The following is an 18,862-nucleotide window of genomic DNA, read 5'->3' as shown; positions in this document are numbered from 1 at the left end:
CGCATGAGCGACGCAGCCTACGAACGGCTCAAGGACGCGATCGTCAGCGGCGAACTCGCTCCGGGGGAGAAGATCAGGGACGCCGAGGTCGCCCAGCGCCTCGGGCTCAGCCGCACGCCGGTCCGCGAAGCGCTCACCCGCCTAACCGACACCGGGCTCGTCGAGGCCAAGCCCGGCGTCTACGCCCGGATCACGACGCTGAACCGCCACGACGTCGCGGCCACCCTGGTCGTGCTCCGGTCGCTGGACGAACTCGCCGTCCGGACCGGGGTTCCGCACATGACCGCCGATCATCTCGACCGCATGCGCCGCGCCAACGACGACTTCGCGCGAGCCGTCGAGCAGCACGACATCACCGGCGCCTTCGCCGCCGACGACGCCTTCCACGGGGTGGCCATCGACGCGGCCGGGAACCCCGTCCTGCGCAGGGTGATCGACCAGCTGCACCCCCAAGTGCACCGGATCCTGCACCGCAAGTTCTCCACCCTGCTCGGCGGCCATGACACCGTCAACCACCACGCCGAGCTGGTCGAGCTGTGCGCACGCGGGGACGCGGACGCCGCCGCGGTGCTCTCCGCCGAGCACTGGACGCATCTCGGCGGGCTCATCGACGACCTCTTCGAAGCCGACGAGCTCGACGCCTGAACGACCGGCTCTTCGAGCGGTTGGCCTCGCGGAGGCCGTCCGGCCGTCGACCGACCGGGTCGCCTTCGGCATCACGGCGCTGCTGGTCCTGTTCTTCCTCGGCTGACGTCGTGCCTTCAGCTGGTGGCCGTCCGATGCCAAGCACGCCAGGCGAGTTGCGTGAACGGAACGATCACCAGCAGGTCGACGACGTAGGCGACCCAGTCGAGGCGGAGGACCCGGCCCAGCGGAAAGGCGATCGCGGCAACGCAGATCAGGACGGCGACCCACCACGGGGACATCCGGGTCCAGCCGACGAGCATGCCGAACACCAGCAGGGACAACGGGAAAGCCGGTCCCGGTAGCCACAGCACGAAGACGCTCTGCGGCGGGTAGTCCTCCAGCTGGGCGAGTCCCGCCCGGCCGCCCACGCCGAACACCCCTTCGAAAAAGCCCTGCAGCCCGAAGGCGATGCTGCCGAACATCCCGATCAACAACAGCAACAACCACAGCCCGGCGAGGCGCGGGACGCGTTCGCGCAGCCGCTCGTACTCGCCGATCAGTCCGTACACCCAGGGCACCATCGACAGCGCGATCAACATCCCGCCGGTCACGCCGTAATGCCCGTCGATCCAGAAGAACGGCGACGCGGCGAAGACGACCGGGCCGAGGAGGAGCGCTGCCGCCTGCAATCGTGGCACGAGCATCGATGGAGGCTAGGTGCGCTGGTACCGGCCCGCAACCGCGACGTCCGGCACCGGAATTCCCGGCCAGCCCGTGGAAGTCATCGCACCAGGCCGACCTCGTCCGGCGCCGGATGGCCGATGCGCAGGCAGGACAGCCCCGCGCGGTGCAGGACGAGCGGGTCCAGGAGGTTTCGGGTGTCGATGACGGAACGGCCCGCGACCAGACCGGCGATCCGGTCCCAGTCGAGGCCGCGGAACTCGGGCCAGTCGGTCAGCAGCACCACGGCCGCCGCGCCCATCGCCGCGTGGTAGGCGGTCTCGGCGACCTGGACCCGATCGGTCGCGCCCGGCACCGGGCCGTCGACGGCCGGGTCGTAGCCGACCAGTTCCGCGCCTTCGGCCGCCATCCGGTCGGCGATCTCCAGCGCGGGGGAGTCCCGCAGATCGTCCGTGCCCGCCTTGAACGTCAGCCCGAGCAGGCCGACCCGGACGCCCGCCAACCGGCCGCCGACCGCTTGGCGGACCTTGTCCACCACCAGGTCGTGCTGGTGCACGTTGGTGTCGATCGCGGCGCGCAGCACCGGGAAACCACAGCCCGCGTCCTCCGCCACCCGCAGCAGCGCGTGGGTGTCCTTCGACAGGCAGGAACCGCCCCACCCCGGACCGGGTTGCAGGAACGACCTGCCGATCCGCGGGTCGTAGCCCATGCCCGCGGTCACGTCGCCGATGTCGGCACCGAGATGCTCGCACAACTCGGCGATGGTGTTCACATAGGACAGACGGGTGGCCAGGTAGCAGTTGGACGCGTACTTGATCATCTCCGCGCTGGCGGAATCGGTCAGCAGGACGGGTGCGCTCAGGTTCCCGTACAGCGCGGCGACCCGCTTGGCCGCGTCCGGGTCGTCCGAGCCGATCACGATCCGGTCCGGCCCCAGGAAGTCGCGGACCGCCATTCCCTCCCGCAGGAACTCCGGGTTGGACACCACCGCGACGTCGGCCCGGTCGAGCAGGCCGGCGACCCGGACGGCTGTTCCCACCGGAACCGTCGACTTGTTCACCACCACGCAGTCGGGCAGGAGCCCCCGGCGCAGCTCCGTCACGACGGACTCGAGGGCGGACAGATCCGCCGCGCCGTCGGGGCCCATCGGTGTTGGCACGCACAGGAAAACGATCCCGGCCTCGGGTATCGCGGCACTCGCGCCGAGCACGAACTTCAGCCGTTGCGCCGCGAGCCCGTCCACGACCAGTTCGCAGATCCCGGGCTCCTGGATCGTCGTCTCACCGCGGCATAACGCGTTCACCTTGGCCCGGTTGACATCCGCGCACACGACCTCGTGCCCCAGCGACGCCAGGCAGGCCGCTGTCGTCAGTCCCACATACCCGGCGCCCACCACCGCGACTTTGGAATCGCGCATCGAACTCATCCCTTCGCTCCCCCTGGCCCGCGCGCCGTCGCCGGAGGGCCGCGCCCCCCGGTTCGGCGGCGGGAAACGATCGAAACTCCGCGAACTTCCGGCAAGGACCGAAACGGCGCCGGTGCTACGCGTCGGCCGGGAGGATTCGGATTCCCTTGTACGGGGTTTCCTTGTCCAGGTAGTCGACGGATTCGAACAGGCCGACGGCGTGCATCGGGTAGCGGGCACCGGTTTCGGCGACGAAGACGCAGGGCAGGATCCGTTTGCGTTCGGCGGCGGCTGATTCGCTGCTGTTGCGGATGTGCTTGTGGGTGTGGATCAGGATGGGCATGAACCCGCCGCCGAGGAAGGAGCCCTTCTGCAGGATCGCTCCGCCGACGCAGTCGATCACGCAGCCTTTGCCGATGATCGCGTCCCGGCCCTGGTAGTAGTAGGACGGGTCGGCCAGTGTTCCGTGCTCGACGTGGAACACTCCGGCGGCCAGGCCGATGATCGAGCGGCCACTGATCCGCAGCACCGACCGGTAGAAGTCGACCAGGATCGGCCGCACGGTGGTGTCGGGCAGCTTGCACTCCGGGGCAAGCAGGACGATCCGCATCAGCTCGGCGAGCGTGAGATTGGCGCCGTGCACGCCCGGGAACTCCTGGTCCCAGACAACCAGGTAGTCCGACGGTGCGATCATGTTCGTCCCGACGTCCTCGGCGATCAGCCGTTGTGCCTCGGTCTCCGGTGCCCCCACGTGCTCGCCGACTCCGAGGATCCGGCTGGCCAGCCAGTACCGGCTTTCCAGGGTCTTGAGCTTGCTGGCGGCCACCAGCAGATCGATCCGGCCCGCCGCGGTCTCCGGGATGTCGAAGAGGTGGTCGATCCCGTCCGTCGGTATGTTGATCTTCGTCTCCGTGGACCGGAGGGGAAGCGGCTCGAACGAGTCCACCACGTCCTGGAGGGCACCCGCGAACTCGCCGGGTCCGAGGCGGACGAGTTCCTCGGCGGCCAGCGCCCGGTAGTCGTAGGGAATGGCGGTGGAGGTGGACAGCACGATCTCGGCCAGCATGGCGCGGTAGTGCTGGTCGTCCAGCGACGCGGCGGCCAGTTCCAACGACAGGTACGGGGCCCTCTCGCCCGGCCCGTGTATCCAGCTCCCGACGTAGGGAGCGTCGAACCGGCACGCGTCGGTGAACAGCTGGTAGTCGGCGTCGTCGGACTTGATCCGGCTCTCGACCCGGGTCCGGGCCGATTCCGCGTCGGTGACCTCGGCCAGTATGTCGGAGGTCAAGCGCAGCATCGTCGCGAAGTCCTTGGTCGTCTGCATCGTCCCTCACTTCCAAATCATGCGAGTTTCTCGTACAGGTCTGTTTCAAGCGGCCACAGGAAGCCGCCCGCGGCCGCGGCGAGACCGAGCCCCGCCATGTACTGGTGCTCGGCCAGCCGCAGCACGGAAGTGCCCTCCGCCGCGTTGTGCAGCAGGTCCAGCTGCCGCAGGATCGCGTCGTTGAAGTGGTTGCCGGAGAACGTGAAATGCCGCTGGGACTCGGTGTCGCGCAGGTGGACGGCGTGCTTGTTCCGGTGGTCGACGGCCGTTCCGTGCCACGGCTCGAACACCAGCGTCACGTGCCTGCCGATCCTGAACTCCACGTCGGCGAACCGGTAGCGCAGGTCCGCTCCGTAGGGAATCCGCGAACGGGCGAGGTAGTGCCTCGACTCGCTCGCGGAGAAGGCGAACCCGGCCAGGTGGCCGAACCCGACGGCCCCCGTCGAGGACGCGTACAGCTCGATCTCCGGGAGGTTCGCTGCCAGCGTCCGCACCCGCAACTCCGGCGTCACCAGCACCGGGACCGTTCGCAGGTAGGTCTCGTACCGGTCGGCCGGAACGATCGACCGCAGGATGCTGAGCATGTGGAAGAACTCGTAACCGGCCTCGCCGTACTGGGTGTCGACGAACCTCCCGTTGGCGACGTCGAGCTCGCGGTTCTTCGTGAACTCCATGGTGATCTTCATGATCTGGTCGAAGTCACCGGACCCGCGGACCACCTCGGCGAACCGCTGCACGGCCCCGCTGTAGGCGTACACGTCGTTGACCACGACCCTGGAGCGCGGGTGGCTCCGGATGGTCCGCAGGAGATCGGCGAGGTCGGCCGGGTAGCAGGCGGGTTTCTCCAGCAGGATGTGCGCGTCCGGCCGGGAGCGCAGGATCTCGTCGACCACCGCGAGGTGGCTGGCGGTCGGCGTGGCGACGACCCACGCGTCGACGTTCGACGGGTCCGGCACCCGGTCCACCCGGTCCGCGTCCGCGCCCGCCCTGCGGTCCACGGTGATCACCTCGTGGCCTGCCTGCCCGAAGCAGGCGACGTGCCGCGATCCGATCGTCCCGATACCGGCTATCACGATTCTCATGTCGGCTCGCAACTTCCTCGAGGTGTCCAGGACCTTCGGCGCGGTCAGTTCCCACCGGTTCGGACAGCGTGTTCGGCGGCGCGCCTTCCGGCCGAGCGCCCCAGCACGGCACCCGCCATCAGCCCGGTTCCACCCGGATATCCCTGGTCGTAAAGACCGCCGACGATCTCGCCCGCGGCGAAGAGCCCGCTGATCGGTTCTTCTCCGGAGCGCACCTCGGCGTCGGTGCTGACCGACAGCCCGCCGTAGGTGAAGGTCAGCCCGCAGACCACGGGGGTGAACAGGTACGGCGGTGTGTCGATGCGCTTGGGCGTGCGGGTCGCGGAATCCCGTTCACCAGGAACGAGATCGACGCCTCCGTTGTTGAGCCGCCTGATCTCGTCGAGCAGGTTCTCCTCGTCGATGGCGAGCCTGCCGGCCCCCTCTTCGATCGAGTCCACGACGACAGACGCCGGATCGGAGAGGTAGCCGTCCGGCAGCAGACCGGCCCGCACCACCTTGTTGTCGAAGATCTGGAAGGCGATCCTGCCCGGCTGCTCCTGGATCCGCTGCCCCAGCGTGACGTAGGAGAGGTTGCTGTAGTCGCCGGACTCGTCGAAGAACCGGCGTCCGTCCCGGTTGACGACGATCCCCCGGGGGAACGCGTAACGCGCCAGGCCGTGCGATTTGTGCATCTGCCCGGGCATCATGTAGTCCGGCAGCGCCGTTCCCTGCGGCGTGGTGTGGCAGTTCCTCCAGTTGCCCGCGGTGTCGGCACCGAGCGCGACGGCCGCCTCCAGCGGCGCGCCTTCGTTGAACGGCACTCCCCGCAGCTTCACGTCCCGCCACTGCGCGCCGAGGTGGCGCTCCCGCATCCGCGCGTTCCCCTCGAAGCCGCCCGAGGCCAGCACGAGCGCGTGGCAGACGACCGGGAACGCCGGGCCCGAGCCTCTGAGGACGTAGCGCCCGTCGGCGGCGACCTCGATGTCTTCCACGGAACTGTCGTAGAAGACCGTTCCCCCCAGGCGTTCGAACCGGCTGAAGTTCCTGTTCTGCAGCCCCTGCCCGCCTCCGTCGAGGATGACGGGCACATCGCCGGGCAGCGGGTTCGGACGCGGCGCCCAGCTCTGCCCGAACTCCGACATCCACGCGATGGTGCTGTTCGACCGGCTGATGATCGACTCGATGAGCGGGACGTCCACCTGACCGCCGGACACCCGCAGCCAGTCGTCGAGGTACTGGTCCTCGGTGTACTCGGTCTGCCCGGCGAGGATCTCGTCGACGCGGTCCCGGTCGCTGTCCCGGAGCAGGTTGGCGATGTAAGACGTTTCACGCCAAGAGAAGCGCATGGTCTTGGTAAGCGAGCTGTTCCCGCCGCGAAGCTCCTCCGGGGCGGAGTCGAGGATGGCGACCGACGTCGCTCCCGCCTGAATTGCCGCTATACCGGCACAAAGACCCGCGTTGCCCGCTCCGACGATTACTACGTGCAACTGGTGTAACGGACTTCGTCGGCTGTTCATACAGAACGCTCCTAGGTCAGATTCCCGCCGAGTGGGTGCCCGCCGATGTCGACAGGTGTTCTCGAAGATCTTTGATGGCTGGGCACGCCAGGTTTTTCGCGATGACCGGATGATCTGTTGGTCGCCGGATGCGGCCGCCCCCAAGAATGATCCGGTGTTGCAACGGTGTTCTGGCGGCACCGTCGAGCGACGAGGGAAGTTTTCTCGACAGCGCAACCATAGATGAGCGGACAGGCGAGTGCGACCCCTGACTCGGCACCGTTTGTGGTTGCATCCGTTGGTCCTGGTGCCGGGGGTTGGAGGCTGGGGCAGTGGAGGGCCGATCGGCCCTATTTTGCCTGGCTGTGCCTGACGATCCTGTCAGTGCCGGGCGCAGTCGCGCGGCGGACGTCGTCATGGGGGTGGGATGAGCGTTTCCCTTGGCGCCGGGGATGACTTCGGCGATATCCGCGCAGAATTTCCTGGCAGCAAGGCGAATTCGACCGAGGGTCAGGTCGAGGACAGGATTTCCCGCAGCCGCCGTCATGCCGGTGAGGATTTGGCGGCGAGGTTCGATGCGCGGCATCCGCTCGCTGATCCCGAGATCCCCTTGCCGGTCAAGGATTTCGACGATTTCGGCGGGTAGGAACAGCGGCTCGCCCTCGGCCGGTTCGGCGATGCTGTGGCATTGGCCGGTGAGTTCGCGGATGACGCCGGTCGGGTTGGAACTCAGCCGGAGGTGGACCGGCGCAGCAGGTCGGCGACCTCGGCCTCGGTGACAGCGGGGAAGAAGAGGTAGGACTGCCGGAACGAGCCGGGTTCGCTCGTGGAGGCCAGGCACACCTGTTCGTCCGTGACTTCCTCCAAGCGCTCCAAGGCGTGCGGCGGGGCGAAGGGCACGGCGAGCACGACCTCCGTCGCGCCCAGCTCGTGCGCTGTGCGGCAGGCGGTGTGCGCGGTGGAGCCGGTGGCGATTCCGTCGTCGACCACGATGGCGCTCCGGCCCCGCACCCGCGCCCGCGGCCGACCGGCGCGGAGCCGCGCGGCCAACCGGTCGACCTCGGCGCGCGCGGCACCCACCGCCCGGCTGATCTCGTCCGCGCTCACCCCGGTTCGCCACAGCACCTCGTCGTTGATGATGCGCACGTCGTCCTCGCCCACGGCCCCCATGCCGAGCTCGGGGTGGGAGCCGACGTCGAGCTTGCGGACCACGATCACGTCCAGCGCCACGCGCAGCGCCCTGGCGACCTCGAAGGCGACGGGCACACCGCCCAGCGGCACGCCCAGGACGACCGCATCCGAATCGCGGAAGCGGGAAAGCCGGCTCCCCAGCCGGCCCCCGGCGTCCGCTCGATCGGCGAACAGCGACATCATCGCCTGCCCTTCCGCACGGCCGGCTACCGCACCACGGCCACCGGGCATTCGGCGTAGTGGACCACGGTGTGGCTGACGGAGCCGAGCAGCCCGGACCTGACAACGCCGCGTCCACGAGTACCGACCACTAGCAGGTCGGCTTCGGATGCCACGCCCAGCAACACATCGGCCGCGCGCTCGGCCTGCTCCACGACCTCGTGCACCATGACGTCGGGGTAGATCTGCGCCCATCCCGCCAGCGCTTCGGCCAGTTCCTTCCGGCAGGCGTCGACGGTGCCGGAGTCGCCCGGCGCCCACTCGTCCGGCGGTGCTTCGGTGAGCATCGCGGTGAGCCCGGCGCCGTGCCGGTCGGCGAAGTCGTAGGCGAACTCGACCGCTCGCGCATTGGACGCCGAACCGTCGACTCCCACGACGACCCGGCGAATCGCGGGTGCCGGCTCCTCAGCGTGTTCTCCCCGAACGAACACGACCGGCACGTGCGCCGTGCGCGCGACCTCGGCCGCGGTCGACCCCAGCAGCACGCGCCGTACTCGGCTCAGCGCTGGGGGACCAAGCACGAGCACGCTCGCATCGGTGGACGCGTCGACGAGCACGGTCGCGGGATGGCCCAAACGCACCTCGGTTCGCACGTCCAGCCCCGGCATGCGCTGGCGGCACTCGGACGCGACGGCCGCCAGCGTCTGTTCCGAGTTGTCGCGCAAGGATTCGAAGGTGAACGCCTCGCTGGACAGATCCCTGTAGGCCGACTCGTATACCGGGACCGGGAAGGCGTGGACCAGCACGAGCGGCTGGTTGCGTGTGACGGCTTCCAGGGCGGCCCACCACAGAGCACGCCGCGAGCTCGTCGAACCGTCGTACCCGGCCACCACAGCGCCTGTTCGCGATGAACCCATGTGCACAGGATGGGCGGCTCGGCTCCGCGGCGCAGACCGCGCTGGGGCCGAAGGTCCTCTGCCGGGCGGCCGGTGGACGTGCGCATTCATGGCCTGGTGACCATCTCCTCTATCCTCGGCCGCATCGCCGAGGTGAGGGTCGGTGTTGGAAGCCGAGGGGGTGGGCGATGCACTACTGGGACGGCGATGACGCGGGCCCGTGGGGATTCGTGTTCATGTCGGTGAGCATGCTGCTGTTCTGGGCTCTGATCCTCGTGGCGATCATCGCGTTGGTGCGGTACCTGGGCCGCACGGGCCGGGCCGATCGGGGAACCGAGTCGGCCGAGGCGCTGCTGGCCGAGCGGTTCGCACGCGGCGAGATCGACGAGGAGGAGTACCGCGGACGCCTGCGCGCTCTGTCGGAGCGGCGGCGCGGCCGATCAGCTTGACCGGGGGTGGCGGGTGGCTTCGGTCTGCTCACGCAGGATGTCGCTGTGGCCTGCGTGGCGGGCGAATTCCTGGATCATGAGCAGGTAGATCCAGCGCAGGCTGACGGTGCCGACGGAAGGGTGCTGCCGGGTGGCGTCGAGGTCGACCTCCGCGGCGATCGTTCGTGCGCGGTCGCTTGCGCGCTCGAACTCGGCGATCACGTCGGCGACCGTTTCGTCGTCGCTGACCAGGAAACTGGCCTCGCCGACCATCGCACCGTCGCATTCGGACTCCGGCAACCCTCCCAGGATGTGCTGGAACCACTTCCTTTCCGCGAACGCGGCGTGCTTGAGCAGTCCGATCGACGTCGTCATGGACGGGACGAGACGGCGGCGGGCCTGCGTTTCGGAGAGGCCGCGGACCGTGCCGATCAGTTCGGCCCGGGTGTGGTCGAGGATGTATTCGAGCATCTGACGCTCGGGGCAGTCGGTGATGCGAGTCGGGACCTTCATGTCGTGTGCTTCCTTTCGTGGACAGCGTGGGAGGCCACGGTTCCAACGGGCCGTGGCGATGTCGCGCGGCTTCGGTGTGGCCGAACGCGAATCGGATGCCGACCGGGATTCCTGGCCGAGAGGGATGTCGACGGCCAGCATCTGGGCCATCGAGACGACGAGACCGGCTTCTCCCCGAACGTCGCGTCCGGGCTGCCGCAGAGGCCCCGCCGGGGATCAACTCTAGCTCGGCGGACGAGACGAGTCCATGTTCGTGGGGCGCGGCCGGCGGTGCGGAGTCGAACGCGATGACGAAATGCCCTGTGTGCCCAGGGAACCGCCGCGCACTGTGGACCTTGAACTACGAGTGTTCGGGGAGCGAGCGGATGCGGCGCGGATGGTTGTGGGCCCATACCTGCTGGCTCGGCCACGCGCTGGGCGCGGCGGGCAACCCGTTGCGGCGAGGCGCCGACCGGTTGGTGGCGTGGCTGACCGTCGCACTCGTCGTGGCCGGGCTGCTGGCTGTCCCGTTCGCGGCCACCTGGGCGAGCATGAGCTACGAGTGGGAACTGGCCGTGGCCGCGCGGGAAGCGGCCAGCAGGCACGAGGTGCAGGCGGTCGCGACCGGGCCGGTCGAGTTGCGCGAGGCCGCGTCCGGTCCGCACAGCGCCCAGCCCGAGCAGATCTGGGCGCTCGTCTCGTGGCAGGGCCGGGACGGCTCACCCAGGTCGGAACCGGTCGAGGTCGGCGTGAACACCGTGGCCGGTGCCCGGGTGCCGCTGTGGGTCGACGACCAGGACCGGGTCACCGGACCACCGCGGACCGCCGATCAGGTCGTCGTGTCGGCCTGGACGAACGGCGTGGCCGGGTGGCTGGTCCTGGTGACCGGATGTGCGGCGCTGATTGCACTCGTCCGCTGGGCAGCCGAGGCCGCCGCCAGCAGGAACTGGGAACGGGAGTGGGATGTCGTCGAACCGACGTGGACCCGGCGGCTGCAGTGACCGGAACGCGAGGTGATCGCCGTGACCGGATTCGGCCCGCTCGTCGTCGGCATCGACGGATCCGACGCCAGCTCGCGCGCTCTGCGCTGGGCGCTGGCGGAGGCTCGGCGCCGGTCCGTCCCGGTGCGGGTCGTCATGGTCTGGGAATCGCACGCCGTCATGTCCGGTCCCGCGCCGCTGCTGCTGCATCCGGAGCTGGCGCCGTACGAGATCCGGCAGAAGCACCGCGAGGAGTTGATGCGCGTCGTCCGCGAGTCGCTGGCGGGGGAGGCCGAGCCCGAGGTCCAGGCGGAACTGGTCGAAGGACATGCCGCCGAGGTCCTGGTCCGGAAGGCCGCTGACGCGGCGATGCTGGTCCTGGGCAGCTCCGGGCACGGCCGGTTCACCGGGGCGTTGGGCAGCACCGCGCTGCGGTGCGCTCACAAGGCGCGGTGCCCGGTGGTGATCGTGCCTGCCGGCATGGAGATCGGGGGCGGGACCGCGGGCGGGGGAGAGACCTCGGTGGCCGGTGATCCGGCGCTGGGCTGAGCACGAGCGCTTTTCGACGCGGTGCCGGAGGGATCGCCGACCGGCCACCTGCCGCGCCCGCCGGGAGCCGTGGCAGCGGGATCGGCGGTCGCGGATCTGACGCGCAGCCGCATGCGGTTCACCATGGACAAGCAGGAGGTGGATCCACGATGGCTGGCATGGGGCGTGACGCGGTCGTCGTCGGCTACGACCTGTCGGACGCGTCGCGCAGGGCGGTGTGGTGGGCCGCTCGGGAGGCGGCGAGCCGGCATCGCAGGCTGCTGCTGGTGCACGTCTTCGTCTGGCCCTTCTCCGAGCGGGTCCCGGTGACGGTGCCTGCCCAGGAGGAGGTCGTGGAGCCGCTCCAGCAGGCCCTGCGCCGCGAGCTGGCAGTGCTGGTCGAAGGCTGCCGGGAGATCGGCCCGGGTCTCGACATCGGCAGCGAGCTGCCCTTCGGGGATCCGAGCGAGGTGCTGGCCGCGACCGCGCAGGACGCCGCGCTGCTGGTGCTGGGGGCGGTGGGTGCTGGTGGCGTGGCCAGTCACCTGGGATCGACCGCGGCGGAGCTGCTGGCGCGCGGCTCGGGCGCCCCGGTGGTCGTCGTGCGGGGACGCGGACCCGAGCCGGGCACCGGTCCTGTCGTGGTGGGCGTGGACGGTTCGGCGGTCAGCGAGAAGGCCGTCCAGTTCGCGTTCGACTTCGCCTCCCGCCACGAGGCGGTCCTGGTGGCCGCGCACTCGTGGAGCGACGCCCCGCTCGATCCGTACGCGCGGGTTCAGCATTGGGAGGTGCCGTGGACCGAGATGCGCGACGACGCGCTCGAACTGCTCTCCCGGTCCTTGGCCGGATGGGCCGAGCAGTACCCGGACGTGACGGTGCGGCGTGCCGTCTCCGCCGCGCAGGCGGCGCACACGCTGGTGGAGGAAGCCGAAGGCGCGAGCCTGCTGGTCGTCGGCAGCCACGGCCGCGGACGGGTCCGCCGGTTGCTGCTCGGCTCGGTGAGCCACGCCGTGGTGCACCACGCGCCCTGCCCGGTCGCCGTCATCCCCGCCGGTCGCTGACGAGGCCGCGGTGAAGGCCACCGTCCCGCTCGGCACCGTCGCAGGGGTGCGGATCGGCCTGCACTGGAGCGTCGTCGGCATCGTCGTGCTGGTGATCATCGGGCTGGCCGGGTACCAGCTCCCGCGGGCGTACCCGGGGCATTCCCCGGTCGGCTACGTGCTCGGCGGGGTCGTGGCCGCGGTGCTGCTGGTCGTCTCGCTGCTGGCGCACGAGCTGTCGCACGCGGTCGTGGCGAGGCGCAACGGGGTGGAGGTGGACGGCATCACCCTGTGGCTGCTCGGCGGCGTGGCCCGGCTGCGCGGCGAAGCCGCAACCCCCGGCCGAGAGCTGCGGATCGCGGTGGTGGGCCCGGTCGCGAGCCTCGTCATGGCCGTGCTGTTCGGCGTCGCGGCACTGGCGGGCGGCCTGCTCTCGGGCGACGCGCTCGGCATCGCGGTGCTCGGGTACCTCACGGCGCTGAACCTGGTGATCGCGGTGTTCAACATGGTTCCCGCCGCGCCGCTGGACGGCGGGCGGGTGCTGCGCGCCGTGCTGTGGATGTGGAGCGGAGACCGGTACCGCGCCGCGGTGTGGTCGGCGCGGGCAGGACGCGGGCTGGGCTTCCTGCTCGTCGCGCTCGGGTTCGTGGAACTGCTTGCCCGTGGCGCCGGAGGGCTGTGGTGGGTGCTACTGGGCTGGTTCCTCGCCAGCGTCGCCGGCGCCGAGGAACAGCAGGCGAAGGTCCGCATCGCGTTGGCCGGGGTCCGGGTGCGGGACGTCATGTCCAGCCCGGTCGAAACGGCCGACGGGCGGCTCACCGTGGAACGGTTCCTCCAGGACGTCGCCCTGCAAAGCCGGCACTCGACCTTCCCGCTGCTCGACGACGCGGGACGTTTCGCCGGCCTGGTCACGCTCGGACGTCTGCGCGGCGTTCCCCGCCAGGAGCGCGAGCACACGACGGTCGGCGAGGTCGCCCGCGCGGCGGACCGCGTTCCCGCTGCAGGCGCGGAAGAACCGCTGGCGGAGGTCCTCCCGCGCCTGTCCACCACCGAGGACGGGCGCCTGGTGGTGCTGCGGGACGGAGAGCTGGTCGGCATCGTCTCGCCGTCGGACATCAGCCGCGTGGTCGCCGACCGCGGGATCGGCCTGCCCGGCGACACCGGTCCCGGCGGGAGCAGCCCCGAGCCGCCGCCCTCGGGTTGGTGGTACCCCGGGCAGGACCGGTGATCACCGGCGCGAGGTCACTTTCCCTTGCGGGCGACCGGGATCTCCCTGCTCACCTCGGTCTCCCGGCGCGGGATGCGGATGGTCAGGACGCCGTTCTCGTACTCGGCGTTGATGTCGTCGGTGTTGCAGCTCGCGGGCAGCAGCATCGTGCGGCTGAGGGAGCCGTAGTAGAACTCGCTGTAGCGTTCGGCCCGCTCCTCGTGCCTGCGCTCGGCGTCGATCTTGAGCTGGTTGCCTTCGACGTTGATGTGGATGTCCTCGTCGGGGTTCACCCCCGGCAGTTCGCATCGGACGACGAAGGCGCCCTCGTCGGTGAACGTCTCCATCCGCATCGAGTGGTGCTCGCCGAACGGCCACTCGCCCTCGAACATCCGGAACAGATCCGGAATTCCCATGCCCGATCGGGGCCGCAAGCTGGTCATCGTGTTCCTCCCGGTGGTTTGTCCCCAGCGCATGTACTGGTGGCGGACAGCCGGCGGGCGGTCCGTCCCACCTGGCACGTACCCGTCCCGAGGCGGGCTCGAAACCGGGCGTGACCGCCCGGGACCGGACGCCCATCATGGACGGTGACGTCGGTGTGGGAGGGCGGCGGTCATGACTGGCAGCACTGAGCCGGACCGGACCGAGGAGGTCGTCCGGGAACGGCTGCCGCGGGCGGTTTACGAGAAGGAGCTGTTCCGCTTGCAGGCGGAACTGGTCAAGCTGCAGGAGTGGGTCCGCGACGAGGGCGCCCGGCTGGCCGTGGTGTTCGAGGGCCGCGACGCGGCGGGCAAGGGCAGCACGATCAAACGCGTCTCCGAGTACCTCAATCCGCGCGTGGCGCGCATCGTCGCCTTGCCGGTACCGACGGAGCGGGAGCGCACGCAGTGGTACTTCCAGCGCTACGTCGCGCAACTGCCCGCCGCGGGCGAGATCGTGCTGTTCGACCGGAGCTGGTACAACCGCGCGGGCGTGGAACACGTCATGGGCTTCTGCAGCGAGGACGAGCACCAGCGGTTCCTGCGGCAGTGCCCGGTGTTCGAGCGGCTGCTGGTCGACGACGGCCTGCTGCTGCGCAAGTACTGGTTCTCGGTGAGCCGGGCCGAGCAGGAACGGCGTCTGCGCAGGCGCAGCGAGGACCCGATGCGGCGGTGGAAGCTGTCCCGGATGGACGTGGAGTCGATGGCCCGCTGGCAGGAGTACTCGGACGCGCGGGACGAGATGCTGGCGGCCACCGACACCGCGGAATCTCCTTGGTACCTGGTCGAAAGCGAGGACAAGCGGCGCGCGCGGCTGAACATGATCGCGCACCTGTTGTCGACGGTGCCGTACCACGAGGTGCCACGCCCGGTCTTCGACCTGCCTTCCGCACCGCGATCGGACGACTACGCGCAACCGCCCCGGGGGCACCACCACTACGTACCGGATCACGCGGCCAGTTGCGCGCGGCGCTAGCGCCAGCCGTGCATGCCCAGTGGGTGAGCACCGGGCAGGAGGCGCTGGGGCTGGCCGGCCTGGCTGGAAGCCGCGCACGCCGGGATCGCGGCATCGAGCTGGGCGCGGGAAGCAGCGGGAATGGCGCGGCTTCCCGGGAAAAGGCCACTCGGCCCTAGCTGCCGCGGCACCGGTCGACGGACCGTGACGTCGGGCTTGAAGGGAGTGCCAATGGTGAGCGACGCACCTCCGAAACCGGTTGTGACGGGTGTCGACGGGTCGTCGGCGGCACTCCACGCGGTGCGGTGGGCAGCGGCGGAGGCGCAGCGCAGGAAAGCGCACCTGCACCTGGTCTTCGCCGACGTGTTCTCGTTGGTCTACCTCCCGGAGCTGCCGACCGTCCCGCTTCCCGAGTCGTACGCGACGGCGGTCCAGCGGCAGGCGAAGCAATGGCTGCGGCAGGCCGCCGACGTCGCCGCGGGCCAGGCTCCCGAACTCGTGGTGGAAACCGAGATCCGCACCGGGCAGGCGGGTGCGGTGCTGGTCAACCAGTCCCGCGACGCGCAACTGGTCGTGGTGGGAAGCCGCGGTCTGGGCGGGTTCACCGGCGTGATCGTCGGGTCGATCGCGGTGGCCCTGAGCGCGCACGGTCACTGCCCGGTCGCGGTGGTGCGCGGCCCTGACACGGCGTTGCCCGACGCCCCGGTGGTCGTCGGCGTGGACGGTTCGTCAGGCAGTGACAGGGCGTTGACCCTCGCGTTCGAGCACGCGTTGCGGCGCCATGTCGTGCTGCGGGTCGTGCACACCTGGCCTTCGGTGAACAACGGCAAGGCGTGGTGGGGAGGGGACCAGGACACCGCGCAGACCGACGAGGAGCGGTGGCTGGCCGAGCTGATGGCGGGGTGGAGCGAGAACTTCCCCGATGTCGAGGTGCAGCGCTTCGTCGCCCAGGACAAGCCCGCGCGGGCGCTGCTCCAGCACGCGCGGGCTTCCCAGCTCGTGGTGGTCGGTGCCCGGGGACGGGGCGGATTCACCGGTTTGCTGCTGGGGTCGACGAGCCAGCAGTTGCTGCAGCACTCGCCGTGCCCGGTGATCGTCGCCCGGTGACGACATGGCCGCAACGGCGACGATGAGGGCGTGGCGAGCGGAGAAGCCCGGCCCGCTGGGCCGCACGCCGCTGTCGCTGCGCGCTCTCCCGGTACCGGCACCGGCTCCTGACGAACTCGTCGTGCGGGTGGCGGTGTGCGGGGTTTGCCGGACCGATCTGCATGTCGTCGAAGGTGACCTTCCCACCCACAAGGCAGGAGTGGTCCCGGGCCACGAGGTCGTCGGCGAGGTGGTGGAGCGGGGGCCGGAGGTGGCCGGGGTCGCCTGCGGTGACCGCGTCGGGATCGCCTGGTTGCGCCGCACCTGCGGTGTTTGCGCGTACTGCCGGGCGGGGAAGGAGAACCTCTGCCCGGACTCGCAGTACACCGGGTGGGACGCGGACGGCGGATACGCCGAATACACGACAGTTCCCGCTGAGTACGCGTACTCCCTGCCTGCGGGCTACTCCGACGAAGAGCTGGCGCCCCTGCTGTGCGCCGGTTTGATCGGCTACCGGGCGTGGCTGCGGGCACGTGTCCCGGAGGGCGGCCGGCTGGGCATCTACGGCTTCGGCGCCAGCGCCCACCTCACAGCACAGGTCGCCATCGCCAACGGCGCCACGGTCCACGTGCTGACCCGGTCCGAGGCCGCGCGGGCACTGGCGTTGGAGCTCGGGGCCGCGTCCGCGCGCGGTGCGGACGACGCTCCTCCCGAATTACTGGACTCCGCGGTGCTGTTCGCTCCGTCCGGGGACCTCGTCCCGGTGGCGCTGGAGGCCCTGGACCGAGGCGGCGCCCTGGCGATCGCGGGCATACACCTGTCCGAGGTTCCACCGCTGGACTACCAGCGCCACCTGTTCTTCGAGCGGAACCTGTGCAGCGTCACCGCGAACACGCGCCAGGACGGCAGGGACTTCTTCCGGTTCGCCGCCCGGCATCGCCTCCGCGTCACGACAACGCCGTACGCGTTCGAGGAGGCCGACCGCGCACTGCGCGACCTGGCAGGCGACCGGGTGCGCGGCGCTGCCGTCCTGCGCTTGCCCGGCTGACCACCGCTCTACCCGGCTCGCCGTTTGACCTCCTCGATGACGGCCGGGAGCACCTCGTGCACGTCGCCGATCACCGCGTACGCGGCGCGGGTGACCATCGGTGCCTGGTCGTCGGTGTTGATGGCCAGGATGGTCTTGGCGTCCATGCAGCCCACCCAGTGCTGGGTCGCGCCGCTGATGCCGCAGGCGATGTAGAGGTCCGGGGAGATCTTCGTGCCGGTCAGGCCGACCTGGTTGGTGTGCGGGCGCCAGCCGTTGTTGGTGGCGACCCGGGAGCAGCCGACGGCGCCGCCGATCAGTTCGGCGAGCTGTTCCAGCGTGGCGAAGCCTTCCGCACTGCCCACGCCGCGTCCGCCGGAGACCACCACCTTGGCCGTCGCGAGCGTGACGCCGGTGTCGCCCGCGGTGCGGTCCACGAGCTCGGTGTGCACCATGCCCTCGTCGAGGTCCGGCCTGCACGTGACCACCTCGATTTCACCGTCGGCCGGATCGGGTGGCGTGGTGTCCGCACCGCCGGGGGCCAGGGTGACCAGCTTGACCGGCGCGTGCAGTTCCGCGTCTTCGAGCAGCACGCCGCCGACGCGTTGCCGGGTGAGCGTCCACGGCTCACCGGGTGTCACGGTGACGCAGTTGGTCGCCAGCGGAAGTCCGGTGCGGGCCGCTGCCTGGGCCATCACCTCGGTGCTCTCGTCGGACGCCGGGGCGAGCACACCGGCGGGTTCGAGCTGCCGGAGCAACGCCGCCAGCGCCTCGCCCCAGCGCTCCGGCGAGTACTCGGCCAGCAGCTCGTGGTCGAGCACGTACGCCGTGCCCACGCCGTGCTTGGCCAGGTCCGAGGTGAGGTCTTCGCTCGCCGCGAAGGTCACCGCGGCGACCGGCACGCCGAGCTCACCGGCCAATGCGTGCGCCCGCGCCACCGCGCCCGCCGAAGCCGCGGTGAGGGCGCCGTCGCCGGTCTCGATCAGTGTCAGCAGCATGATCACACCACCCCGAGGTCTTCGAGCACGTCCACCACCCGTCCGGCGGCCTCCGCGCCACGGCCGAGCACCACCGTCTCCCGCTCCGCCTCCGGCGGCGGGCGCAACCGCACCTTGCGCAGGCCCCCGGCCGCCAGCTCGGGCCGGATGGTCCGCAGCTGCGTCTTCTTCGCGCGCAGCCTGCCCTTGATGCTGGGATAGCGCGGCAGGTTCAGGCCCTCCTTGACCGCGACGGCCGACGGCAGCGGCGCCTGGTACACCTCGACCCCGTCGCCGACCGGGCGGCGGAACGTCGCGCGCCCCGCCTCCTGGTCGAGGTCGATTCCCTTGACACCGCCGACGATCGGCCGCCCCAGCGCGTGCGCCACGCGGATCCCGACCTGGTAGTTGCCCGCGTCGGCGGACTCGGTGCCGAACATGATCAGGTCGAACCGCCCGGCATCGGACTCCAGCTCCCGGATCGCCGCCGTGATCGCCGTCGCCGTCGCCTGGGCGTCGGTCTCGCCCGGCCCCGTCTCCACCAGCACGCCGTGGTCCGCGCCCATGGACAGGGCGTAGCGCAGCTGCTCGTCCGCCTCCGGCGGGCCGACGGTGAGCACGGTCGTGCTACCGCCGGACCGCTCGACGATGCGCACGGCCTCCTCGACCGCGCACTCCTCGTGCGGGCCGATGGTGAAGCCGAGGTGGCGGGTGTCGACGTCCGTCCCGTCCTCGGTGAGCGGGATCTTCGCCCCGGTGGCCGGTACTCGTTTGACGCATACGAGCACGTTCATCGCCGAACCTCATTTCCTCGGTGCGT

At 70.4% G+C, this 18,862-nt stretch carries 21 protein-coding genes; 10 read left to right on the top strand and 11 right to left on the bottom strand.

Annotated features, from left to right (window positions below; genetic code table 11):
• Positions 1-3 precede the first annotated feature (3 nt).
• Positions 4-645 (top strand): GntR family transcriptional regulator, encoded by a 642-nt coding sequence (locus ABD691_RS22135; protein WP_344682687.1) that lies wholly within the window; start codon positions 4-6, stop codon positions 643-645.
• A gap of 116 nt (positions 646-761) precedes the next feature.
• Here the strand turns inward: ABD691_RS22135 and ABD691_RS22130 are convergent, their stop codons facing one another.
• From ABD691_RS22130 to ABD691_RS22110, 5 genes are all read right to left on the bottom strand, one after another.
• Positions 762-1,331, bottom strand: a complete 570-nt coding sequence (locus ABD691_RS22130; RefSeq protein ID WP_344682686.1) for a hypothetical protein — start codon at positions 1,329-1,331, stop codon at positions 762-764.
• 77 nt (positions 1,332-1,408) lie between these two features.
• Positions 1,409-2,725 carry a UDP-glucose dehydrogenase family protein gene (locus ABD691_RS22125; RefSeq protein ID WP_344682685.1) on the bottom strand — a complete coding sequence of 439 codons (1,317 nt, stop codon included), beginning with the start codon at positions 2,723-2,725 and terminating at the stop codon, positions 1,409-1,411.
• A 124-nt stretch (positions 2,726-2,849) separates the two neighbouring features.
• Entirely contained in the window at positions 2,850-4,037 is a 1,188-nt protein-coding gene (locus ABD691_RS22120; RefSeq protein WP_344682684.1) for a hypothetical protein, read from the bottom strand.
• Between the two features lie 17 nt (positions 4,038-4,054).
• Entirely contained in the window at positions 4,055-5,119 is a 1,065-nt protein-coding gene (locus ABD691_RS22115; protein ID WP_344682682.1) for a Gfo/Idh/MocA family oxidoreductase, read from the bottom strand.
• Positions 5,120-5,163: 44 nt separating this feature from the next.
• Entirely contained in the window at positions 5,164-6,447 is a 1,284-nt protein-coding gene (locus tag ABD691_RS22110) for an FAD-binding protein (protein ID WP_344682680.1), read from the bottom strand.
• A gap of 577 nt (positions 6,448-7,024) precedes the next feature.
• Between ABD691_RS22110 and ABD691_RS22105 the strand changes: the two genes are divergently transcribed.
• Positions 7,025-7,243, top strand: coding sequence for a hypothetical protein (locus tag ABD691_RS22105; RefSeq protein WP_344682678.1), 219 nt, complete (start codon positions 7,025-7,027; stop codon positions 7,241-7,243).
• A gap of 83 nt (positions 7,244-7,326) precedes the next feature.
• On the opposite strand, the gene ABD691_RS22100 is transcribed toward ABD691_RS22105, so the two are convergent.
• Positions 7,327-7,971, bottom strand: coding sequence for a phosphoribosyltransferase (locus ABD691_RS22100; RefSeq protein ID WP_344682675.1), 645 nt, complete (start codon positions 7,969-7,971; stop codon positions 7,327-7,329).
• 23 nt (positions 7,972-7,994) lie between these two features.
• Positions 7,995-8,864: a universal stress protein gene (locus ABD691_RS22095; protein ID WP_344682674.1), complete on the bottom strand. Its 870-nt coding sequence runs from the start codon at positions 8,862-8,864 to the stop codon at positions 7,995-7,997.
• A 167-nt stretch (positions 8,865-9,031) separates the two neighbouring features.
• Here ABD691_RS22095 and ABD691_RS22090 point away from each other — a divergent pair, with 167 nt between their 5' ends.
• Positions 9,032-9,292: an SHOCT domain-containing protein gene (locus ABD691_RS22090; protein ID WP_344682672.1), complete on the top strand. Its 261-nt coding sequence runs from the start codon at positions 9,032-9,034 to the stop codon at positions 9,290-9,292.
• On the opposite strand, the gene ABD691_RS22085 is transcribed toward ABD691_RS22090, so the two are convergent.
• On the bottom strand, positions 9,284-9,934 hold the full coding sequence (locus tag ABD691_RS22085; RefSeq protein WP_344682670.1) for a DinB family protein: 651 nt from the start codon (positions 9,932-9,934) through the stop codon (positions 9,284-9,286). The genes ABD691_RS22090 and ABD691_RS22085 overlap by 9 nt on opposite strands.
• 215 nt (positions 9,935-10,149) lie before the next feature.
• On the opposite strand from ABD691_RS22085, the gene ABD691_RS22080 reads away from it, so the two are divergent.
• The 4 genes from ABD691_RS22080 (at position 10,150) to ABD691_RS22065 (ending at position 13,539) form a co-directional block, all read left to right on the top strand.
• Entirely contained in the window at positions 10,150-10,764 is a 615-nt protein-coding gene (locus tag ABD691_RS22080; protein ID WP_344682668.1) for an Rv1733c family protein, read from the top strand.
• Between the two features lie 21 nt (positions 10,765-10,785).
• Positions 10,786-11,292, top strand: a complete 507-nt coding sequence (locus tag ABD691_RS22075; RefSeq protein ID WP_344682666.1) for a universal stress protein — start codon at positions 10,786-10,788, stop codon at positions 11,290-11,292.
• A gap of 158 nt (positions 11,293-11,450) precedes the next feature.
• Positions 11,451-12,332, top strand: coding sequence for a universal stress protein (locus tag ABD691_RS22070; protein WP_344682664.1), 882 nt, complete (start codon positions 11,451-11,453; stop codon positions 12,330-12,332).
• 10 nt (positions 12,333-12,342) lie between these two features.
• Positions 12,343-13,539, top strand: a complete 1,197-nt coding sequence (locus ABD691_RS22065) for a site-2 protease family protein (protein ID WP_344682662.1) — start codon at positions 12,343-12,345, stop codon at positions 13,537-13,539.
• A gap of 14 nt (positions 13,540-13,553) precedes the next feature.
• Here the strand turns inward: ABD691_RS22065 and ABD691_RS22060 are convergent, their stop codons facing one another.
• Entirely contained in the window at positions 13,554-13,961 is a 408-nt protein-coding gene (locus ABD691_RS22060) for an Hsp20/alpha crystallin family protein (RefSeq protein ID WP_344682661.1), read from the bottom strand.
• 172 nt (positions 13,962-14,133) lie between these two features.
• Between ABD691_RS22060 and ppk2 the strand changes: the two genes are divergently transcribed.
• The 3 genes from ppk2 to ABD691_RS22045 all read left to right on the top strand — a co-directional run bounded on the left by ppk2 (position 14,134) and on the right by ABD691_RS22045 (position 17,086).
• Positions 14,134-14,973, top strand: a complete 840-nt coding sequence (ppk2, locus tag ABD691_RS22055; RefSeq protein ID WP_344682659.1) for a polyphosphate kinase 2 — start codon at positions 14,134-14,136, stop codon at positions 14,971-14,973.
• A gap of 213 nt (positions 14,974-15,186) precedes the next feature.
• Positions 15,187-16,059: a universal stress protein gene (locus tag ABD691_RS22050; RefSeq protein WP_425565137.1), complete on the top strand. Its 873-nt coding sequence runs from the start codon at positions 15,187-15,189 to the stop codon at positions 16,057-16,059.
• Between the two features lie 22 nt (positions 16,060-16,081).
• Positions 16,082-17,086, top strand: coding sequence for a zinc-binding alcohol dehydrogenase family protein (locus ABD691_RS22045; protein WP_344683496.1), 1,005 nt, complete (start codon positions 16,082-16,084; stop codon positions 17,084-17,086).
• An 8-nt stretch (positions 17,087-17,094) separates the two neighbouring features.
• On the opposite strand, the gene ABD691_RS22040 is transcribed toward ABD691_RS22045, so the two are convergent.
• Complete coding sequence (locus tag ABD691_RS22040) at positions 17,095-18,063, bottom strand: electron transfer flavoprotein subunit alpha/FixB family protein (protein WP_344682655.1); 969 nt, start codon at positions 18,061-18,063, stop codon at positions 17,095-17,097.
• 2 nt (positions 18,064-18,065) lie between these two features.
• A complete protein-coding gene (locus tag ABD691_RS22035; protein ID WP_344682653.1) occupies positions 18,066-18,836 on the bottom strand; it encodes an electron transfer flavoprotein subunit beta/FixA family protein in 771 nt (256 codons plus the stop codon).
• Positions 18,837-18,862 lie beyond the last annotated feature (26 nt).

The sequence above is a fragment of the Saccharopolyspora taberi genome, assembly GCF_039534165.1.
Classification (GTDB): Bacteria; Actinomycetota; Actinomycetes; order Mycobacteriales; family Pseudonocardiaceae; genus Saccharopolyspora_D; species Saccharopolyspora_D taberi.
This window is presented reverse-complemented; position numbering and strand designations above follow the sequence as displayed.